Source organism: Aeromonas sp. R4-3 (assembly GCF_040908275.1).
Taxonomy (GTDB): domain Bacteria; phylum Pseudomonadota; class Gammaproteobacteria; order Enterobacterales; family Aeromonadaceae; genus Aeromonas; species Aeromonas rivipollensis.
In genome coordinates, this window is the sequence record NZ_JBFODK010000025.1 from 1 (window position 1) to 16,746 (window position 16,746).

General features: G+C 63.7%; 16 protein-coding genes and 3 pseudogenes. 11 read left to right on the top strand and 8 right to left on the bottom strand.

Features of this window, described 5'->3' with window-relative positions:
* Positions 1-73: 73 nt before the first annotated feature.
* From yidA to AB5Y91_RS07440, 4 genes and pseudogenes are all read left to right on the top strand, one after another.
* Positions 74-883, top strand: coding sequence for a sugar-phosphatase (gene yidA / locus AB5Y91_RS07425; protein ID WP_368169439.1), 810 nt, complete (start codon positions 74-76; stop codon positions 881-883).
* Between the two features lie 365 nt (positions 884-1,248).
* Entirely contained in the window at positions 1,249-2,019 is a 771-nt protein-coding gene (locus tag AB5Y91_RS07430; RefSeq protein WP_368169440.1) for a gamma-glutamyl-gamma-aminobutyrate hydrolase family protein, read from the top strand.
* 73 nt (positions 2,020-2,092) lie between these two features.
* Positions 2,093-2,268, top strand: a pseudogene (locus tag AB5Y91_RS07435) (gamma-glutamyl-gamma-aminobutyrate hydrolase family protein); the annotation flags it as partial.
* Between the two features lie 73 nt (positions 2,269-2,341).
* Positions 2,342-2,517, top strand: a pseudogene (locus AB5Y91_RS07440) (gamma-glutamyl-gamma-aminobutyrate hydrolase family protein); the annotation flags it as partial.
* Here AB5Y91_RS07440 and AB5Y91_RS07445 read toward each other — a convergent pair.
* The 7 genes from AB5Y91_RS07445 to AB5Y91_RS07475 all read right to left on the bottom strand — a co-directional run bounded on the left by AB5Y91_RS07445 (position 2,514) and on the right by AB5Y91_RS07475 (position 8,291).
* A complete protein-coding gene (locus tag AB5Y91_RS07445; RefSeq protein ID WP_106885141.1) occupies positions 2,514-2,918 on the bottom strand; it encodes a hypothetical protein in 405 nt (134 codons plus the stop codon). The pseudogene AB5Y91_RS07440 and the gene AB5Y91_RS07445 overlap by 4 nt on opposite strands.
* Before the next feature lie 92 nt (positions 2,919-3,010).
* Positions 3,011-3,721: an HAD-IA family hydrolase gene (locus AB5Y91_RS07450; protein ID WP_368169441.1), complete on the bottom strand. Its 711-nt coding sequence runs from the start codon at positions 3,719-3,721 to the stop codon at positions 3,011-3,013.
* A 172-nt stretch (positions 3,722-3,893) separates the two neighbouring features.
* The gene (gene xerC / locus AB5Y91_RS07455; protein ID WP_368169442.1) at positions 3,894-4,847 is read right to left on the bottom strand and encodes a tyrosine recombinase XerC; all 954 of its coding nucleotides are present in this window, start codon (positions 4,845-4,847) and stop codon (positions 3,894-3,896) included.
* Positions 4,840-5,520 (bottom strand): DUF484 family protein, encoded by a 681-nt coding sequence (locus AB5Y91_RS07460; protein ID WP_368169443.1) that lies wholly within the window; start codon positions 5,518-5,520, stop codon positions 4,840-4,842. The genes xerC and AB5Y91_RS07460 overlap by 8 nt, the downstream gene beginning before the upstream one ends.
* A 301-nt stretch (positions 5,521-5,821) precedes the next feature.
* Positions 5,822-6,652 (bottom strand): diaminopimelate epimerase, encoded by an 831-nt coding sequence (gene dapF, locus AB5Y91_RS07465; RefSeq protein WP_106885144.1) that lies wholly within the window; start codon positions 6,650-6,652, stop codon positions 5,822-5,824.
* A gap of 161 nt (positions 6,653-6,813) precedes the next feature.
* The gene (gene lysA, locus AB5Y91_RS07470) at positions 6,814-8,064 is read right to left on the bottom strand and encodes a diaminopimelate decarboxylase (protein WP_290029508.1); all 1,251 of its coding nucleotides are present in this window, start codon (positions 8,062-8,064) and stop codon (positions 6,814-6,816) included.
* 20 nt (positions 8,065-8,084) lie between these two features.
* Positions 8,085-8,291: a lipoprotein gene (locus AB5Y91_RS07475; RefSeq protein WP_368169444.1), complete on the bottom strand. Its 207-nt coding sequence runs from the start codon at positions 8,289-8,291 to the stop codon at positions 8,085-8,087.
* A gap of 73 nt (positions 8,292-8,364) precedes the next feature.
* Here AB5Y91_RS07475 and cyaY point away from each other — a divergent pair, with 73 nt between their 5' ends.
* A complete protein-coding gene (gene cyaY, locus AB5Y91_RS07480; RefSeq protein ID WP_106885146.1) occupies positions 8,365-8,679 on the top strand; it encodes an iron donor protein CyaY in 315 nt (104 codons plus the stop codon).
* A 14-nt stretch (positions 8,680-8,693) separates the two neighbouring features.
* Positions 8,694-9,347: an alpha/beta hydrolase gene (locus tag AB5Y91_RS07485; RefSeq protein WP_163155398.1), complete on the top strand. Its 654-nt coding sequence runs from the start codon at positions 8,694-8,696 to the stop codon at positions 9,345-9,347.
* Positions 9,348-9,439: 92 nt separating this feature from the next.
* On the opposite strand, the gene AB5Y91_RS07490 is transcribed toward AB5Y91_RS07485, so the two are convergent.
* Positions 9,440-11,959 carry a class I adenylate cyclase gene (locus tag AB5Y91_RS07490; RefSeq protein WP_106885148.1) on the bottom strand — a complete coding sequence of 840 codons (2,520 nt, stop codon included), beginning with the start codon at positions 11,957-11,959 and terminating at the stop codon, positions 9,440-9,442.
* A 322-nt stretch (positions 11,960-12,281) separates the two neighbouring features.
* Between AB5Y91_RS07490 and hemC the strand changes: the two genes are divergently transcribed.
* The 5 genes and pseudogenes from hemC to AB5Y91_RS07515 form a co-directional block, all read left to right on the top strand.
* Positions 12,282-13,211, top strand: a complete 930-nt coding sequence (gene hemC, locus AB5Y91_RS07495; protein ID WP_171275309.1) for a hydroxymethylbilane synthase — start codon at positions 12,282-12,284, stop codon at positions 13,209-13,211.
* A gap of 46 nt (positions 13,212-13,257) precedes the next feature.
* Positions 13,258-13,992 (top strand): uroporphyrinogen-III synthase, encoded by a 735-nt coding sequence (locus tag AB5Y91_RS07500; RefSeq protein ID WP_368169447.1) that lies wholly within the window; start codon positions 13,258-13,260, stop codon positions 13,990-13,992.
* On the top strand, positions 13,989-15,065 hold the full coding sequence (locus tag AB5Y91_RS07505) for a uroporphyrinogen-III C-methyltransferase (RefSeq protein WP_368169445.1): 1,077 nt from the start codon (positions 13,989-13,991) through the stop codon (positions 15,063-15,065). The genes AB5Y91_RS07500 and AB5Y91_RS07505 overlap by 4 nt, the downstream gene beginning before the upstream one ends.
* A gap of 10 nt (positions 15,066-15,075) precedes the next feature.
* Positions 15,076-16,239: a heme biosynthesis HemY N-terminal domain-containing protein gene (locus AB5Y91_RS07510; RefSeq protein ID WP_368169446.1), complete on the top strand. Its 1,164-nt coding sequence runs from the start codon at positions 15,076-15,078 to the stop codon at positions 16,237-16,239.
* 106 nt (positions 16,240-16,345) lie between these two features.
* A pseudogene (locus tag AB5Y91_RS07515) lies at positions 16,346-16,746 on the top strand (IS3 family transposase); the annotation flags it as partial.

The window sequence follows — 16,746 nt, forward strand, 5'->3', positions numbered from 1 at the left end:
GCGGCGATTTTCGCTACACTCGGCCTCCCCTTGGCCCCATAGGGCGGGCCGGCCAGACTCAGGTAGTGAGAAGATGTACAAGCTGATCGCATTGGATATGGATGGCACCCTGCTGAACCCGCACGGTCAAATAACCCCCCGCACCCATGCCGCCATCGCGGCCGCCCGCGCCCGGGGCGTGACTGTAGTGCTGACCTCGGGTCGCCCGCTGGAAGGCATGACCCCCTATCTGGCCGAACTCGGCCTCACCGGTCAGGATGACTACGTCATCTGCTACAACGGCGCCCTGGTGCAGCAGGTTGCGGATCAACGCATACTGCGCAGCCAGCTGCTGACCGGCAGCGACGCCAGCGCCATCGCCCATCTCGCCTCTGAGCTGGGGGTCAACGTCCACGGCTTCTCCGTCCGCCAGGGCCTCATCAGCCCCAGGGTCAGCACCTACACAGAGCACGAGTCCCAACTGATCAAGATGCCGATCAACCTGGTGGACTTCGCCACCCTGCCCGACGACGAGCAGATCATGAAGGTGATGATGATAGACCCCGAGCCCCAGCTCTCCCGCGCCATCGCCCAGTTGCCCGCCGAGCTCTATGAGCGCTACACGGTGGTGCGCAGCTCCCCTTACTTCCTCGAGTTCATGAACAAGCGAAGCAACAAGGGCACCGGCGTGGCCGCCCTGGCGGAGCACCTGGACCTGGACGCCTCCCAGGTGATCGCGGTGGGCGACGCTGGCAACGACCGCCACATGATCGAATATGCCGGACTCGGGGTCGCCATGGGCAACGCCACCGACGAGATCAAGGCGCTGGCGCAGCACACCACGGCCCGCAACGACGAGGACGGCGTGGCCAGGGTGATAGAGCAGTTCATCCTCAATGCCTGAATCGACGAGGGGCCTGCGGGCCCCTTCTGCTATCCGGCCATCAGGGCCGAATGTTTAATATATCCACCACGCCTTTCCCCAAAATGCCCGCCAACTGCCGCACAAGCCCCTGATGCAGGGACTCAAGCTGGCTCAGCCGCCACGAGATTTAACATTAACGCATCATTTCGTTTGACATATTGAACGGCCTTGGCAGACTGGGATCGGGATCCAGGCTGTCATCGCCCAGGCTGACCGACGATTCTGGCACTGTGGCACGACCCTGATCCCATGACCATGCCTTGAGGCATGCCCTTGCGAGAGTGACGCGGCAAGGGCCTTCCCAAGGCGCAGGATGAGACCGCCAAGGATAGCCAAGGTGACCTATGCCCAACCCCAGTTCCCATTCCAAACCCGTCGTGTTGATGACCATGGGGGCCCAGGCCCGCAGCGGCCACGCCTACCAGGTAATGACCCACAAATACATCACCCCCCTGGTAGAGCTCAGCGGCTGCGTGCCCCTGCTGGTTCCCACCTGCTGCGGGACTGCTGATCTGGAGCAGTATCTGGATCTCGTCGATGGGGTCTACCTGAGCGGGGCGGGATCCAACATAGATCCCGCCCTCTACGGCCAGGAGAACCTGACCCCGGAGAAGGCCCAGGACAGGGACAGGGATCTGTTCGACATAGCACTGGTGCGCGCCGCCCTCGATCGGGGACTGCCCCTGCTCGGCATCTGCCGCGGCATGCAGGAGATCAACGTGGCGCTGGGCGGGGATATTCATCAGAAGGTCTATTGCGAGCCCGGCTATGCGGATCACAGGGAGGATGCGGACGATCCCGTGGAGGAGCAGTATGGCCACAGCCACCAGGTGAGCCTGGTGCCCGGCAGCTGGTTTGCCGACCTGATGGGGGAGGCGCAGATCCCGGTCAACTCCCTGCACGGCCAGGGGATCAAGACACTGGCCAAGGGGCTGGCCCCGCTAGCCCATGCCGAGGATGGCTTGATCGAGGCGATCCACGCCCCTGCCCTCTCACCCTTCCTGCTGGCGGTGCAGTGGCACCCTGAGTGGAAGGCGAAAGAGAATCCCCACTCCATCAAGCTGTTTAGCGCCTTCGGCGACGCCTGTCGCCAGCATCGGCAGCGGGCGGGCTAGTCGCCGAACCCCTTGCCCTTCAACTTGGGCAGGGCCCCGCGATCCGGGCGCAAGGTGTGACAGACATCCAGCACCGCTAGCCCATGTCTAGGGTGGCTTGATCGAGGCTATTCATGCCACGCTCCAGCCCCCTTCCTGCTGGCGGTGCAGTGGCACCCGGAGTGGAAGGCGAAAGAGAACCCCCACTCCATCAAGCTGTTTAGCGCCTTCGGCGACGCCTGTCGCCAGTATCGGCGGCGGGCGGGCTAGTCGCCGAATCCCTTGCCCTTCAACTTGGGCAGGGCCCCGCGATCCGGGCGCAAGGTGTGACAGACATCCAGCGCCGCTGGCCCATGTCTAGGGTGGCTTGAGCGAGGCTATTTTTGCCACGCTCCCACCCTCTTTCTCCTGGCGGTGCAGTGGCACCCGGAGTGGAAGGCGAAAGAGAATCCCCACTCCATCAGGCTGTTTCGCGCCTTCGGAGACGCCTGTCGCCAGTATCGGCAGCGGGCGGGCTAGTCGCCGAACCCCTTGCCCTTCAACTTGGGCAGGGCCCCGCGATCCGGGCGCAGGGTGCGGCAGACATCCAGCCCCTTGAGGCCCCGCTGGACATGGTCAGGGGCCTGCCCCAGCACCATGCCGTTGCCGCGATAGAGCCGTGCCTCCTCCAGCTCGAACAGCTCGCCGCCGATCAGCAGCTGTTCGCGGCCATCGACCACCTTGCCCCGCTTCAGGGGCAGGGTCATGTCCACCAGTATCTCGCCGGTGGCGCACCCTTCACGCCAGCGGGCCTGATCCGAAAAGGGCGAAATGGCAATATCCCGCCAGGATCCATCCCTGAACTCCATCCGGTAGTGGTCGCTAAACAGATCGCAACCCGCCAGCACCATGGGGATGGCCAACCAGATGACACTCTTCATTCCACTCACGCCCAGCACTCCCTTGTCAGTCCGCGCCAAGGATAAATAAATGGCCTCGCCTGCGCATCTCTTTCTCTGCCCCTCGGCGTGGATCAGAGCAGCAGCCCGGCCAGCTCGTCGAGGGTGGCGAGCTCCACATCCGGCAGCAACCGCAACGACTGCCAGGGCAGTTGGCGCTCGTTGAGCCAGGCGGCTCGAAAGCCGTGCAACCTGGCCCCCAGCACGTCCGTCTCGGGATGATCCCCCACGTGGAGTATCTGGCCGGGGGCGAGCCCGAGGGCCTGCTGTACCTGCACGAACATGTCCGGCGCCGGCTTCATCCTGGCCCCGGCCCCCGCCTTGCAGACCAGGGTGAAGTAGTCCGCGAGGCCTGCCTGCACCAGATCCAGGTTGCCGTTGGTGATGACCGCCAGGGGGTAGCGTTCCGCCAGGCGAGCCAGCAGGGCGTGAGTTGCCTCGCTCACCTCTATCTTCGAGCGCTCGGCGAGAAAGGCGGCGAACACCCGCTCTGCCTCCTGCTCCGCCCGGGAGGCGGCCATGCCCCCCTGCACCATGGCCTCGCGGATGCCGTGCTGGCGCGCCAGGCTGACGTCCTGACCCAGCTCGGGCCGGGCCAGCAGCAGGTTGCGCTTGAGCTCGAGCCAGCGCGGCTTGTCCAGCATGGCGGTGGCCAGGTATTCGCTGCGCAGGTGGCTCAGCATCCACTGCTCGGCCCGCGCTATGGCGGGGCCGTTGTCATAGAGGGTGTCGTCAAGATCAAACGAGATGGCGGCCACCGGCTGCCAGCGACGATAGAACTGCATGGTCATTCCTCTTTATGGGGCTGTTCCCGTTACCTGTTGTCAAACCCATTCCCCTCATCCCCAAGCCTTCTCCCATTAGGGGAGAAGGGAGCAGAACCATTCGAGCACAGCCGCCTTTACTCATCTTCCGGGGTAGCGGGATCCCGCTTGGCCCCTTGATAACTGGCAAAGCTCACTCATCTTCCGGGGTGGCAGGGTCCCGTTTGGCCCTGGGGTGGGCGCTGTCATACACCTTGGCCAGATGCTGGAAGTCGAGGTGGGTATAGATCTGGGTGGTGGAGAGATCGGCGTGGCCCAGCAGCTCCTGCACCGCCCGCAGATCGCCGGAGGACTCCAGCATGTGGGTGGCGAAGCTGTGGCGCAGCTTGTGGGGATGGACGTGGGCATTGAGGGCCTGCTTGTTGCCCCAGCCGTCGAGCCGCTCCTGTACCGAGCGGGCCGACAGTCGCTGTCGGCGCTTGGAGACGAACAGCGCCTCCCCCTCGTCCCCCGCCAGCAATGGCCGCGCCTTGAGCCACTTCTGCAGCCACTCCACCGCCATCCTGCCCATGGGCAGCACCCGCTCCCGCGACCCCTTGCCGGTGACCCTGAGCTGGCGCTCATCGAGCTTCACGTCCGCGAGGTTGAGCCCCACCAGCTCGGCGAGGCGCAGCCCGGAGGAGTACATCAGCTCCATGATGGCGCGATCCCGCACCGCCAGCGGATCCTGCTCGTCGGTGATGTTGAGCAGCTGGTACATCTCGTCCACGTCGAGGTTTTTGGGCAGCGGCCGCCCCTGCTTGGGGGTCACTATGCCGCGGGCCGGGTTGGCAGGGAGCCGCCCCTGGCGCACCTGCCAGTCGCAGAAACTGCGCAGGGCAGAGACCTTGGTGGCGAGCGATCGGGGGGCCAGGCCTGCCTTGTGCATCCGGGTCACCAGGCTGCGCACCTGGCTCGCCTCGAGCCGGGCCCAGTCATCGACCCCCAGCCTGACCAGTTCGGCGGCCATGGCCTCCAGATGGGCCTGATAGTTGCTGCGGGTATGAGGGCTGAGCTGGCGCTCGACCCTCAGGTATTCGATAAAGGCGGTGAGTTCCCCCGCCAAGGCGGGAGGCAGGGGGGCGGCGGGGAGGGGTGCCTTAGCCACGAACCAGCTCGGGCAGACGCAGTTGCAGCAGACGCCCCAGCTGACCCAGCAGCAGGGTGTCGTTGTGGGGGGTGAAGTGGCTGGGATCCGAGCTGGCGAAGGCCAGCACGCCGAGATCCCCGAGCCGCATCAGGGCCACGGAGTTGACCAGCACGTCGCTGCCAAACAGCGCCTGCTTCTCGCTCTGGTTGAGCCGGCCGAAGTAGTAATCCGTCCCGGGCAGCCGCTGGCCCAGCAGTTGGTCGAGCTGCTTGCCGTCCGCAAGGAAACGCTGCTCGGGGCCAGTCAGCTGGAATTTCTTCGGGCTGAGCCAGAGCCGCAGGCCGGTCAGCCGCAGCCGCTGCACGAAGGCCTTGCCCATCACGGCGTTCAGCTCGAACAGGGTCTGGCAGCCATACAGCTCGCCATAGAGATCCGCATAGACCCGGAAAATCCGCTCGTTCTCGCTGGCGATCCCCATCAGTTCGGTGATCTCCTGCTCCAGCTGCTCGATGCGCTCGCGCTGTCTGTCCAGCTGGCGCTCCACCAGGGAAATGGTGCCCTTGTGCTCATGGGGAATGCGGATCCTGTCCAGCATGGCCCCGTGGCGCTGGAAAAACTCGGGGTAACGGGCCAGGTACTCCAGCACTGTGGCTTCGTCCATCAGTGATTCCTGCCGTTTGAGTTCGCTCATAACTTGGTTGATCCATCCGAAAAAGGGGCACAGGGCCCCGACATTACCGTTTGGCTGCGCGGAGGACGTCCCCGCTCGATGCCTATCACTCTATCTGGCCGTCGAACACGTGTTCGGCCGGGCCCGTCATATGCTCGGCTGGCCCGCTCACTGGCTTACAGCTCTATCTGGCCATCAAAGACATGCTCGGCCGGGCCCGTCATATGCTCGGCTGGCCCGCTCACTGGCTTACAGCTCTATCTGGCCGTCAAAGACATGCTCGACCAGGCCCGTCATATGCTCGGCTGGCCCGCTCACTGGCTTACAGCTCTATCTGGCCATCAAAAACATGCTCGGCCGGGCCCGTCATGTAGACCGGCTGCCCCGGCCCCTTCCAGGCGATGGTCAGCTTGCCCCCCGGCAGGGTGACGGTGACCCGCTCCCTGAGCTTGCCCTGGCTGATGCCGAGCACCACGGCCGCACAGGCACCGGTGCCGCAGGCCAGGGTCTCCCCCACCCCGCGCTCGAACACCCGCAACTTGATCTCGCTGGCGCTGACCATCTCCATGAAGCCGACGTTGACCCGCTCGGGAAAACGCTCGTGGCGCTCCATGATGGGGCCCAGGGTCTCCACCGGAGCATCGGCCACCGAGGGCACCTCGATGACGCAGTGGGGATTGCCCATGGAGACGGCACCGCACATCACAGTGTGATCCTGCGCCCGCAACAGGTAGGTCTTCTCCGCCTTCTGGGCGCGAAACGGGATCTTGCCCGGTTCGAACTGGGGCACCCCCATGTTGACCGTGACCTGATTCTCCCCCTCCAGCTGCAGGGTGATGCGGCCTCGGGCCGTGCTGACCGCGATGCGATCCCGGTTGATCAGCCCCTTGAGCCGCACGAAACGGGCGAAACAGCGGGCACCGTTGCCGCACTGCTCCACCTCGCTGCCATCGGCATTGAAGATGCGATAGTGGAAGTCGAGCTCGGGATCATAGGGCGGCTCCACCAGCAGCAGCTGATCGAAGCCGATGCCAAAGTGGCGATCCGCCAGCTTCTTGATGACGTCGTTGCTGAAAAACACCTTCTGGGTGACGCCGTCCACCACCATGAAGTCGTTGCCCAGGCCATGCATCTTGGAAAATTCAATCAACATCTTTTTTCCCTGCGCCGTTCAGGCCGTAACGAAAGTCGCCAACCACCCTGAAGTCGTTGTCCAACCCCCCATGCATCCTGGAAAATTCAATCAACATCGCGCGTTCCTGTCTCACCGTTTATCACGCTCTCACCTGGAGGAACGCTGAAAATCCATATAGCTCAAGGCAGCAGATGCTCGCCTCGCCAGAGGTCGGCCAGCTGCTCCCGCTCACGAATGAGGTGGGCCTGGTCACCGTCCACCAGCACCTCGGCCGCACGGGGACGGGTGTTGTAGTTGGACGACATGGTAAAGCCGTAGGCCCCGGCGGAACGCACCGCCAGTAGTGAGCCCTCGGCAATCGCCAGGGTACGCTCCTTGCCGAGGAAGTCACCGGTTTCACACACGGGGCCGACCACGTCGTACAGCGCCTTCTCGTGGGTCGTGCGGCTGTCCACCTCTATGATGTTCATCCAGGCGCCGTAGAGGGAGGGGCGCAGCAGATCGTTCATGCCGGCGTCGATCAGCGCGAAGTTGCGGGTCTCGCCGGGTTTGAGGAACTCGACCCGGGTCAGCAGCACGCCGGCGTTGGCGACTATGGCACGGCCCGGTTCGAACAGCAGGGTCAGATCCCGGCCCGCCAGCTTCTGCTTGAGCGCCTCGGCGTACTCGGTCGGGTGCGGTGGCTGCTCGGCGCCATAGTTGACCCCCAGGCCCCCGCCCACGTCCAGGTGATGGATATGGATACCTTCGGCCGCCAGTTCGTCGATCAGCTTCAGCAGCTTGTCCGCTGCCTCCATAAAGGGATTCAATTCAGTGAGTTGAGAGCCGATGTGGCAATCCACCCCCTTGATCTCGATGTGGGCCATGGCCGCCGCCTTGCGATAGATGGCGGGCGCCTGCTCGATGGGGATGCCGAACTTGTTCTGCTTGAGGCCGGTGGAGATATAAGGGTGAGTGCCGGCGTCTATGTCGGGATTGACCCGCACCGAGACGCGCGCCTTCTTGCCCATGCTGCCAGCGACCCGGTTCAGGCGCTCCAGCTCGGCTTCCGACTCCAGGTTGAAGCAGAGGATCTCTTTCTCCAGCGCGAGGCGCATCTCGGCCTCGCTCTTGGCGACGCCGGAGAAGACCACCTTGGCCGGATCTCCCCCTGCCGCCAGCACCCTGGACAGCTCCCCGCCGGAGACGATGTCAAAGCCCGAGCCCAGACGGGCAAGCAGGTTGAGCAGCGCCAGGTTGGAGTTGGCCTTGACCGCGTAGCAGATCAGATGGGGAATGTCCCCCGCCGCCTGATCGAAGGCGTGCCAGTGGCGCTCCAGGGTGGCGCGGGAGTAGACATACAGCGGGGTACCGTACTGCTCGGCGAGCTGTTGCAGGGGAAGCTGCTCGGCCTGAAGCTGGCCGTCGGCGTCGTAGTTAAAGTGATCCAAGGGGGCGGTTCCTTCCTAGATTATTGCGGCACGGCCTCGGAGGCCGGTGTGGCGGTCGCAGGCGAGGCGGCTTGCGGTGTACTCTCTGTCTTGGGCTGTGCCGGTGCTTGCTCAGTGGCGGCGGGCTGCTCGGCCGGTGGCATATAGAGTGGCCCCGTCAGGCCGCAGGCGGCCAACCCGAACGACAGCGACGCGGCAAACAGGCACTTGGTGAACTGGGTAATCATAATGGTTCGCTGCGAAAAAATTTTTGGCCCTCTATAATCGCACTCACATTGTTAAAAGCAACAGGATAAACCGATGAAGGATCACGAGTATCACGCCCTGACCGACGCCTTTTTCCAGTATGTGGAAGACGTTATCGACGAGGGGTATCCGGATATCGACTGCGAGCGAGCAGGCGGTGTGCTGACCTTAAGCTTCGAGAACAAGACCAAGGTCATCATCAACAAGCAGGAGCCCCTGCACCAGATCTGGGTGGCCACCCGGGAGAACGGCTTCCACTTCGAGCTGCGCGGTGACAGCTGGATCGACAACCGCTTCGGCGACGAGCTCAAGGCCCTGCTGACCCGAGCCTGCACCACCCAGGCGGGCGAGCCCGTCCAGTTCCCATGATGGCAGAGTCTCCCATGATGGATCTGCATCCCCAGGGCGCCCGTCATGCGGTGATCTGGCTGCACGGGCTGGGGGATTCGGGCGCCGGGCTCGCCCCCCTGGTCGATGCCCTGGCGCTGCCCGCCACCCTGCCGGTCCGTCACCTGCTGCCCGATGCACCTGAGCGGTCCATCACCATCAACATGGGCTACAAGATGCGCGGCTGGTACGACATCAAGAGCTTCGACGACCCGGCGGATCGCGCCGTGGAGTCCCATGTGCGCGAGTCCGCCGATCGTATCGCCGCCCTGCTGGATCGGCTGGTGGCCGAGGGCTTCGCCCCGGGCAACATAGTGCTGGCGGGCTTCTCCCAGGGGGGCGTCATCGCCTCCTTCACCGCCCTGCGCCATCCGGCGCCACTGGCGGGCCTGCTCTGCATGTCCACCTATCTGGCGGCACCCGAGCAACTGGTCGAGGAGATGAGCGAGGCCGCCCGCGCCCTGCCCATCTGCTACATGCACGGCATCTATGATGACGTGGTGAGCCTCTCCATGGGCTGGGATGCCAAGAACCGGCTGGAGGCGGCGGGCCTCAGCCTGGAGTGGCACGAATACCCCATGCGCCACGAGATCTGCCGACCCCAGCTCGCCGACATCCGCCACTGGCTGCTGGCGCGCCTCGGCGCCTGATGTAGCACCACAGATACGACAACGGCCTGCATCATGCAGGCCGTTTGCTTTCATCCCGTTGGCGATGTGCCCGGCACATCACCCCGCGTCCATCACCCTACTTCCCGCGCCGCCCCCGGATTGTCACGCTGCGGATTCTGGCTGCGGTAGGGGATCACCTCCAGCTTGTCGCCCATCTGCACGATTTCATAATACTGGGGCAGGTTGAAGTTGCTGAACTGGCCCGCATCGCTGAAACGCTCGTGGCCCGAGGTGTAGAAGCGGTTCACCCCCTGCACCAGCTCATCCTTGTTGCCGGCGAAGTGCTGGTAGATCTCCACCCGGTTCGCCTCGTCCAGGATATAGATGTTGGTGCCCGCATCCCGGGTATCGAAGAAGAACTGCACCAGCCCCTCGCTGGCGTAGGTGTCGACTATGCCGGGCAGGTGCTGGCTGTGGGTCTTGTCGAGCCGCAGCGGCAGGTGATCCAGCTTGTTGTGGGAGATGTGGCGGTAGAAGTCGATGGCGTTTTCCAGCTTCTTCACCGAGACCCCGCGCCGCTCGAAGAAGATGCCGTACTTCTCGCGGCCAAGGGCCAGCGTCTTGACCAGCTGCTGCTTGTCACGGGCCAGACGCAGCTCTATGCACTCGGCCACCAGCTGCTGGAAGCGGGTGCGCACCAGGGAGCGGAAGTGCTGGCTGTAACAGAACACCTCTATCATCTCGGGGGCGGCGGCATCCTGGTGCATCTTGCCGAGTATGGTGGTGAGGGCATCGACCACAGCCTCCTCCCCCTGGAAGTGCAAGGTGCGGATCTCGCTCCAGGAGTTGCGATAGACAAGATCCACGGATCCCACCAGACACTCCTGGTTGCGACCGAAGGAGAAGACGTCCGCGGCATTGGCGTCGAACTCGATCACCTGCCCCACCCAGTGGCTGGACGGGTCCGTCTCCAGGTTGAGGAAGATGGAGAGCTGGTGGATCTCGCAGGGGCGGCTCAGGGCCAGGTTGGTGGCGCGAGGATACTTGACCGGGAAGGTCCCAGAGAGATCGCGACAGAACTGGTGCAGGTTGTCGATGTGCAGATCCGAGCCCTGATTGAACAGGTGCACCCGGGACTGGGGGGTCAGCAGGCCGTTGAAGTAGGCCCAGGCCACCAGCTTGCTGATGTAGCCGTTATATTCGAGCGGCGCCCGACCTATGATGTCGGCGGGCTCCAGAGAGTGCTTGTAGAGATACCAGCCGGCGCGATTCAGGCGGCCGTGGGGCACCTGCACCAGGCTGAGATCCGGCTCGCCGAGATCCGGCGCTATCTTGAGGTTGATCCGCTGCACCTTGCCCGGCAGGCTCTCGAAGGCGGCATAGAGCTTGCGCGACAGTATGCCGATGTCTTCCGGGTTGATGGACTCGCTGATGTTGTTGCGGCGGGCGAACTGGATGAGGTTGCGGTAGCTCTGCATCAGGGCCTCCAGCAACTCGGCGTAGGCCACCTTGACGTCCTCGACCTTCCACTCCTGACGATGATCCAGGTGATGCAGCCGCTCCGGGCTCCAGCCCCAGTAAGCCACCAGCTGGGCCATCTGCTCCCGGCGCCAGTCCGGGGAGTGCTCCTCCTTCGGGTGGCTCAGGCCGTCACACACCTTGAGATAGAAGCAGCGGCGCACCAGATCCAGGCGCTGCATGTCGCCGATGGATTTCAGGTAGTTGGTCACCTTGTCCAGCATCAGGCAGTAGTTGTCGAGCCGGTAGTGCATCCCCTCGTTGTGCTGGAACCAGTCGCGGCTGGTCACCGACAGCAGCCGGGTGTTGGGATACTCGTGGGAGTAGGCCTCCATCAGCACCGACTTGAGCACCGCCTTGTAGGGGGAATCTATGCCCTTGTAGAGCTGCCACAGGGCTGAGCCGAAGTACTCCTCGGCGGGAATGCGGTCAAAGCCCCCCAGATCGAGCCAGTCATCCTGACTCAGCTTGCCGTGGGCAAAGAGGCCGTTGACGTAGTCGTCGTAGTGGTCGTCATACTCGGCAGGCACCAGATACCAGAGCAGCCGCTTGCCCGCGATGTGCATGGCGCTGCGGTAGAACTCGTCGAGCAGCAGCAGGTGCTGGGCACTGCCGCAGCTCTCCCCCTGCATCTGGGCATCGTTGCGCTGGCGGAACTTGTCTTCGGGGATCAGGAAGAAGTTGAGATCGACCCCGCGCTGCTCGGCCCAGAGGGAGAGGTGCTGGCACTTCTGCTCCAGCAGGGCGAGGCGTTCCTGGGACAAGCCGGCCACGTGACAGACCCAGATGTCGAGATCCGAGTGGCAGCACTGGCCGATGGAGGAGGTGCTGCCCATGGAGTAGAGGCCCTGGATCGACTTGTCGTGGGTGCTGAGGCCGCCCTGACAGTTGGCGTTCTGACACAGATCCTGGATGAAGGCCTGTTGAGCCTCGTTGGCGACGAAACTCCAGATACCATGAGGCACGTCCCCTGCCACATAACCGGGCAGAAGGGGATGATTGAAGTGCAGCATGACAGGCAGCAGTTGGAAGACCTGCTGCCCATAGCGACTCATGAGATCCAACGCTCGTTGCGTCTTGAGACGATTCAGCTCGTCGTAGCGCGCCACCAGCGTGTCGAGTTTTACCAGCAATGCCCTACCTATGGGGAAGAAAAATGACGCACCAAAACGGGGAGACGTCAAAAAAGTGTGATCATGTTAACAATGCAAACAGCAGTGGTAAACAAGCCCGCACACAATCACCGGATTATTTCTGGCACGCCCCGTAACGGTATCAGTGGAAAGCAATAAAAAATAATATTTTCAATTAGTTGCCATCATATAATGAGCGAATGAAAATTAATTTCAGCGACCCTTTTTGAGCTTGGCCCCGCTTTTGCTGGCTGCGCCATGAAAGCCCCTGCAAAGGGTGGTAAGATCGTTTTCCTCACTAAAGATGAAACAACTGATTGATATGGCAGCCCGAACCCTGAGAATTGCCACTCGCAAGAGCCCACTGGCCCTGTGGCAGGCCAACTTTGTAAAAGATCGGCTGGAAGCCCTCTATCCCGATCTGCGAGTCGAACTTGTCCCCATGAGCACCCAAGGTGACAAGATCCTGGATACACCGCTGGCCAAGGTCGGCGGCAAGGGACTCTTCGTCAAGGAGCTGGAGACTGCCATGCTGGAAGGGCGGGCCGACATCGCCGTCCACTCCATGAAGGACGTGCCGGTGGAGTTCCCGGAAGGGCTGGGCCTGCACACCATCTGCGAGCGCGAAGACCCGCGCGATGCCTTCGTTTCCAACCGTTTCCAGCAGATAGACGAGCTGCCCCAGGGGGCCGTGGTCGGCACCTCCAGCCTGCGCCGTCAGTGCCAGCTGAGAGCCGCCCGCCCGGATCTGGTGATCCGCGACCTGCGCGGCAACGTCAACACCCGCCTCGCCAAGCTGGATGCCGGTGAGTACGACGCCATCATACTCGCCGCCGCCGGCCTGAAACGGCTGGAGATGGCCCATCGCATCACCGCCTTCATCGAGCCGGAGCAGAGCCTGCCCGCCAACGGTCAGGGGGCGGTCGGTATCGAGTGCCGCCAGGACGACCACGAGCTGCACGCCCTGCTGGCACCGCTGGAGCACGCCGAGACCCGGATCCGGGTGCTGACAGAGCGCGCCATGAACCGCGCCCTGCAAGGGGGTTGTCAGGTGCCTATCGGTGCCTATGCCCTGGTGCAGGGGAACGAGGTCTGGCTGCGCGGCCTGGTGGGAAGCCCGGATGGCACCCAGGTGATCCGGGACGAGATCCGCGGCCCCCTGGCGGACGGCGAGGCGCTGGGCCACACCCTGGCCCAGCGTCTGCTGGCCGCCGGCGCCGACGCAATTCTGGCCGAGGTCTACCGGGCATGAGTGCGGGCCTGGCCGGCTCATGGTCACCACCCCGGAGCGCCACCTGATGGTCCCCCTGGTGGTGCGCCCGGCCGCCCAGGCCGCCCTGCTGGTGCAGTTGCTGCGCCAGCAGGGCCATGCACCGCTGTGCTGCCCGCTGCTGGAAACCCGGCCGGGCAGTGAACTCCCCCGCCTGCCCGAATGGCTGCCCCAAACGGACATCGTCATCGCCGTCAGCGCCCATGCCGTTAAATTTGCTCATCATTTTCTGTTGCAAACTGGTCTGACCTGGCCACATATTGACTACTTTGCGGTCGGTCAGGCCAGCGCGGATGCCTTCAGCGAAGTCGGTATAGAGGCGAGCTGCCCTGACGATCCACGTAGCGAAGGGCTGCTGGCCCTGCCCGCCCTGCAACAGGTGAGCGGCAAGCGGGTGCTGATCCTGCGCGGCAACGACGGGCGGGATCTCATCGCCCGGACGCTGGCCTCACGCGGCGCACTGGTGCACTATTGTGCCACCTATGAGCGCCACTACCCCGAGCTCGACGGGGACCCATTGACCCGCCACTGGCAGGCAGCCGGCCTCGACAGCCTGCTCATCACCAGTGGTGAACTCCTGCAGCGGTTGCTGGCACTGGTGCCCGGCCCGCAGCGACCCTGGCTTTATGACCGCCTGCTGGTGGTGCCCAGTCCCCGGGTGGCCGAGATGGCCGAGGGAGCTGGTTTTACCCGTATCGTGATTGCCCAAGGTGCATCCAACCAGGCTCTGGTGGCCGCCCTGGAACTGAGGAAGATGGAATGACTGAACAGCAAGAAGTCCAGCCGAGTGCTGCGGCCCCCGCGGCCGGCAACAACAAGCCCGAGAACAAGGCCGTCGGCAACAAGAAGGGCGGCGCCGGCGTCGTCCTCGGTGGCGTTGCCATACTGCTGGCCCTGGGGCTGACCGGCGGCCTCTATCTGCACGGCCACCAGAATGCCGTCGCCCAGCAGGCCGAACTCGGCGCCCTCAAGCTGCAACTGGCCGAGGCCATGGGCAAGCTGGATCAGAACAACAGCAAGGATGCCGAACAGTTCAGCGCCCTCGGCAAGAGCCAGCAACAGCTGCAGGAGGCGCTGGACGCCCTGCAGCACAAGGTGCTGGATCTCGACGACAAGCGCCCCAACGACTGGATGCTGGCAGAATCCGAATACCTGGTGCGCATGGCGGGCCGCAAGCTGTGGCTCGAGCATGATATCGTCTCCGCCATCACCCTGCTTGGCAACGCCGACGAGCGGATCAAGGCCCTCAACGATCCCAGCCTGATGCCCATTCGCAAGGCGCTGGCGGAAGACATAGCCAAGCTCAAGGGGATGCCGCGGGTCGATCGCGAGGGGCTGACCCTCAAGCTGGCCGCGCTCTCCGACCAGATAGAGCTGCTGCCCCTTTCCACCGTGAGCATGCCGGAAGCCAAGGCCGAACCGGATCAGGCAGTCAGTGCCAATCCGGACGAGTGGGAGAGCAATCTCAAGAAGAACTGGGTCAAGTTCACCGAGAACTTCATCACCATACGTCGCCGCGACGGGGCCGTGGAGGCCCTGCTCTCCCCGCAGCAGGAGATCTTCCTGCGCGAGAACCTCAAGACCAAGCTGTTGCAGGCCCAGCTCGCCGTCTATCGCGAGCAGCAGGCGCTCTATACCGACAGCCTGGAGAAGGCCCAGCGCTGGCTGACCCAGTACTTCGACGTCGACAACAGCGCCACCCAATACATGCAGTCCGAGCTCGACAAGCTCAAAGGCGAGCAGATCCAGTTTGACTACCCGGATCAGTTCAAGACCCAGTCCATGCTGGAACAGGTGCTGACCGAGCGCCTGCAACGCATCCTGGCCGGCAACTGAGGAGGAGACCATGATTCGTCTGATCGTCGTGGTGGCCGTGATGGTCGCGGGCCTGATCTTCGGCCCCGAAGCGTCCGGCAACAAGGGCTATGTGCTCATCTCGCTCGGCAACTACACGGTGGAGTCTTCGGTCACCAGCGCCGTGATCCTGGCTGTGCTCTTCTACGGCGCCCTGCTCATCGTCGAGTGGGTGCTGGGCCGGGTCTTCGGCCTGCGCCGCAAGACCCAGGGCTGGTTCGGCTCGCGCCGTCGCCGCAAGGCGAACCTGCAAACCGTGAATGCCACCCTGGCCATGGCCGAGGGGCACTACAACCAGGCCGAGAAGCTGCTGATCAAGGGGGCCGACAACAGCGACACCCCGCTGCTCAACTACCTGAGTGCCGCCAAGGTGGCCCAGGCCAGGGGCGATGACGTGCGCCGGGATCACTACCTGCAAAAAGCGCAGGAGGAGAACCCCAAGGCCGAGCTGGCATTGACCCTGATCCAGACCCAACTGCAGATAGAGCAGGGCCAGTACGACAGCGCCCTCGGCCGGCTAGAGTCCGTCTACGCCCTGCACCCGCGCCACCCCATGGTGCTGGATCAACTGCGCCAGGTCTATCTGGCCCGGGAGGACTGGGCGGCCCTGATCGATCTGGCCCCGGCCCTGCGCAAGGTGGGCAAGTTGACGTCGGTGCAGGAAGAGGCGCTGCTGCACCAGGCCTGGACCGGCCGTCTCGAGGCCGCCAGCGGTGCCCTCGAGACCCTGCGCCCGGTGTGGCAGGCGCTGCCCCGCAAGCTGCGTCAGGATCCCGCACTGCTGGCCAGCTACGGGGATCGTCTGCGCCGGCTCGGTGCCGACAGCGAGGCGGCCGACCTCTGGCTGGAGGCCCTGCGCAAGGATCCCTCCCCCGAGCTGTTCGCCCGCCTGCCCAAGCTCAGGCTGGATGACTATCAGCCCATGCTGACCCTGCTCAAGAAGATCCAGGATCAGCCGGGCGCCGAGGCGGCACTGGCCCGAATCTACCTGCTGGCCGGCCAGCTGGACGAAGCCCAGCGCCTGCTGGAGCAGGAAGTGGCGAAGAGCCCGGATGCCGCCCTCTACCATGCCCTCGGCCAGGTGATGGACAAGCGCCGTCTCACCAACAAGGCCAACGAATACTATCGTCAGGCCCTGCAACTGGCCGACATCTGACTCGAGTGACAGAGAAAACCAAAAAGGCCGCAATTGCGGCCTTTTTCTATTCCGTGTCCCGTCCTGAATATGGTTTACACCTTTCCCCACATAAATGGAGAGCCCGATGGGACAAGGTGTGAAACGGACACAGCGCGATTACTCGCTGACTTTTAAATTAGCCGTGGTCGAGCAGATTGAAAAAGGCGAGCTCACCTACAAACAGGCTCAGGCCCGTTATGGCATTCAGGGTCGCTCCACCGTTCTGGTATGGTTGCGTAAACATGGTCGGCAGGACTGGAGCCAGGGGGCTTCTGTGCGCGCCGGCAGGAGCATCACCATGCCAGACCCCGACAACCAGACGCCCGAACAGCGCATCAAGGAGCTCGAGCAGCAGCTGGCGCTGATGAGCCAGAAAGCCCAGTTCTTTGAGGCCGTCGTCGATGTACTGAAGAATGACTACGGCGTCTCCATCGTAAAAAAGCGACCCGGCAAGTCCTCTCGCAGCGGCAAGTCGAGAGGCTGACC

Bases quoted from the DNA above. Each gene is read 5' to 3' on its own strand.
- AB5Y91_RS07505 (WP_368169445.1), top strand. From the start codon at position 13,989: ATGACTGAACAGCAAGAAGTCCAGCCGAGTGCTGCGGCCCCCGCGGCC.
- AB5Y91_RS07460 (WP_368169443.1), bottom strand. From the start codon at position 5,520: ATGAGCGAACTCAAACGGCAGGAATCACTGATGGACGAAGCCACAGTG.
- AB5Y91_RS07500 (WP_368169447.1), top strand. From the start codon at position 13,258: ATGGTCCCCCTGGTGGTGCGCCCGGCCGCCCAGGCCGCCCTGCTGGTG.
- AB5Y91_RS07510 (WP_368169446.1), top strand. From the start codon at position 15,076: ATGATTCGTCTGATCGTCGTGGTGGCCGTGATGGTCGCGGGCCTGATC.
- cyaY (WP_106885146.1), top strand. From the start codon at position 8,365: ATGAAGGATCACGAGTATCACGCCCTGACCGACGCCTTTTTCCAGTAT.
- AB5Y91_RS07445 (WP_106885141.1), bottom strand. From the start codon at position 2,918: ATGAAGAGTGTCATCTGGTTGGCCATCCCCATGGTGCTGGCGGGTTGC.
- AB5Y91_RS07430 (WP_368169440.1), top strand. From the start codon at position 1,249: ATGCCCAACCCCAGTTCCCATTCCAAACCCGTCGTGTTGATGACCATG.
- yidA (WP_368169439.1), top strand. From the start codon at position 74: ATGTACAAGCTGATCGCATTGGATATGGATGGCACCCTGCTGAACCCG.
- AB5Y91_RS07485 (WP_163155398.1), top strand. From the start codon at position 8,694: ATGATGGATCTGCATCCCCAGGGCGCCCGTCATGCGGTGATCTGGCTG.
- hemC (WP_171275309.1), top strand. From the start codon at position 12,282: ATGGCAGCCCGAACCCTGAGAATTGCCACTCGCAAGAGCCCACTGGCC.
- dapF (WP_106885144.1), bottom strand. From the start codon at position 6,652: ATGTTGATTGAATTTTCCAAGATGCATGGCCTGGGCAACGACTTCATG.
- AB5Y91_RS07450 (WP_368169441.1), bottom strand. From the start codon at position 3,721: ATGCAGTTCTATCGTCGCTGGCAGCCGGTGGCCGCCATCTCGTTTGAT.
- AB5Y91_RS07475 (WP_368169444.1), bottom strand. From the start codon at position 8,291: ATGATTACCCAGTTCACCAAGTGCCTGTTTGCCGCGTCGCTGTCGTTC.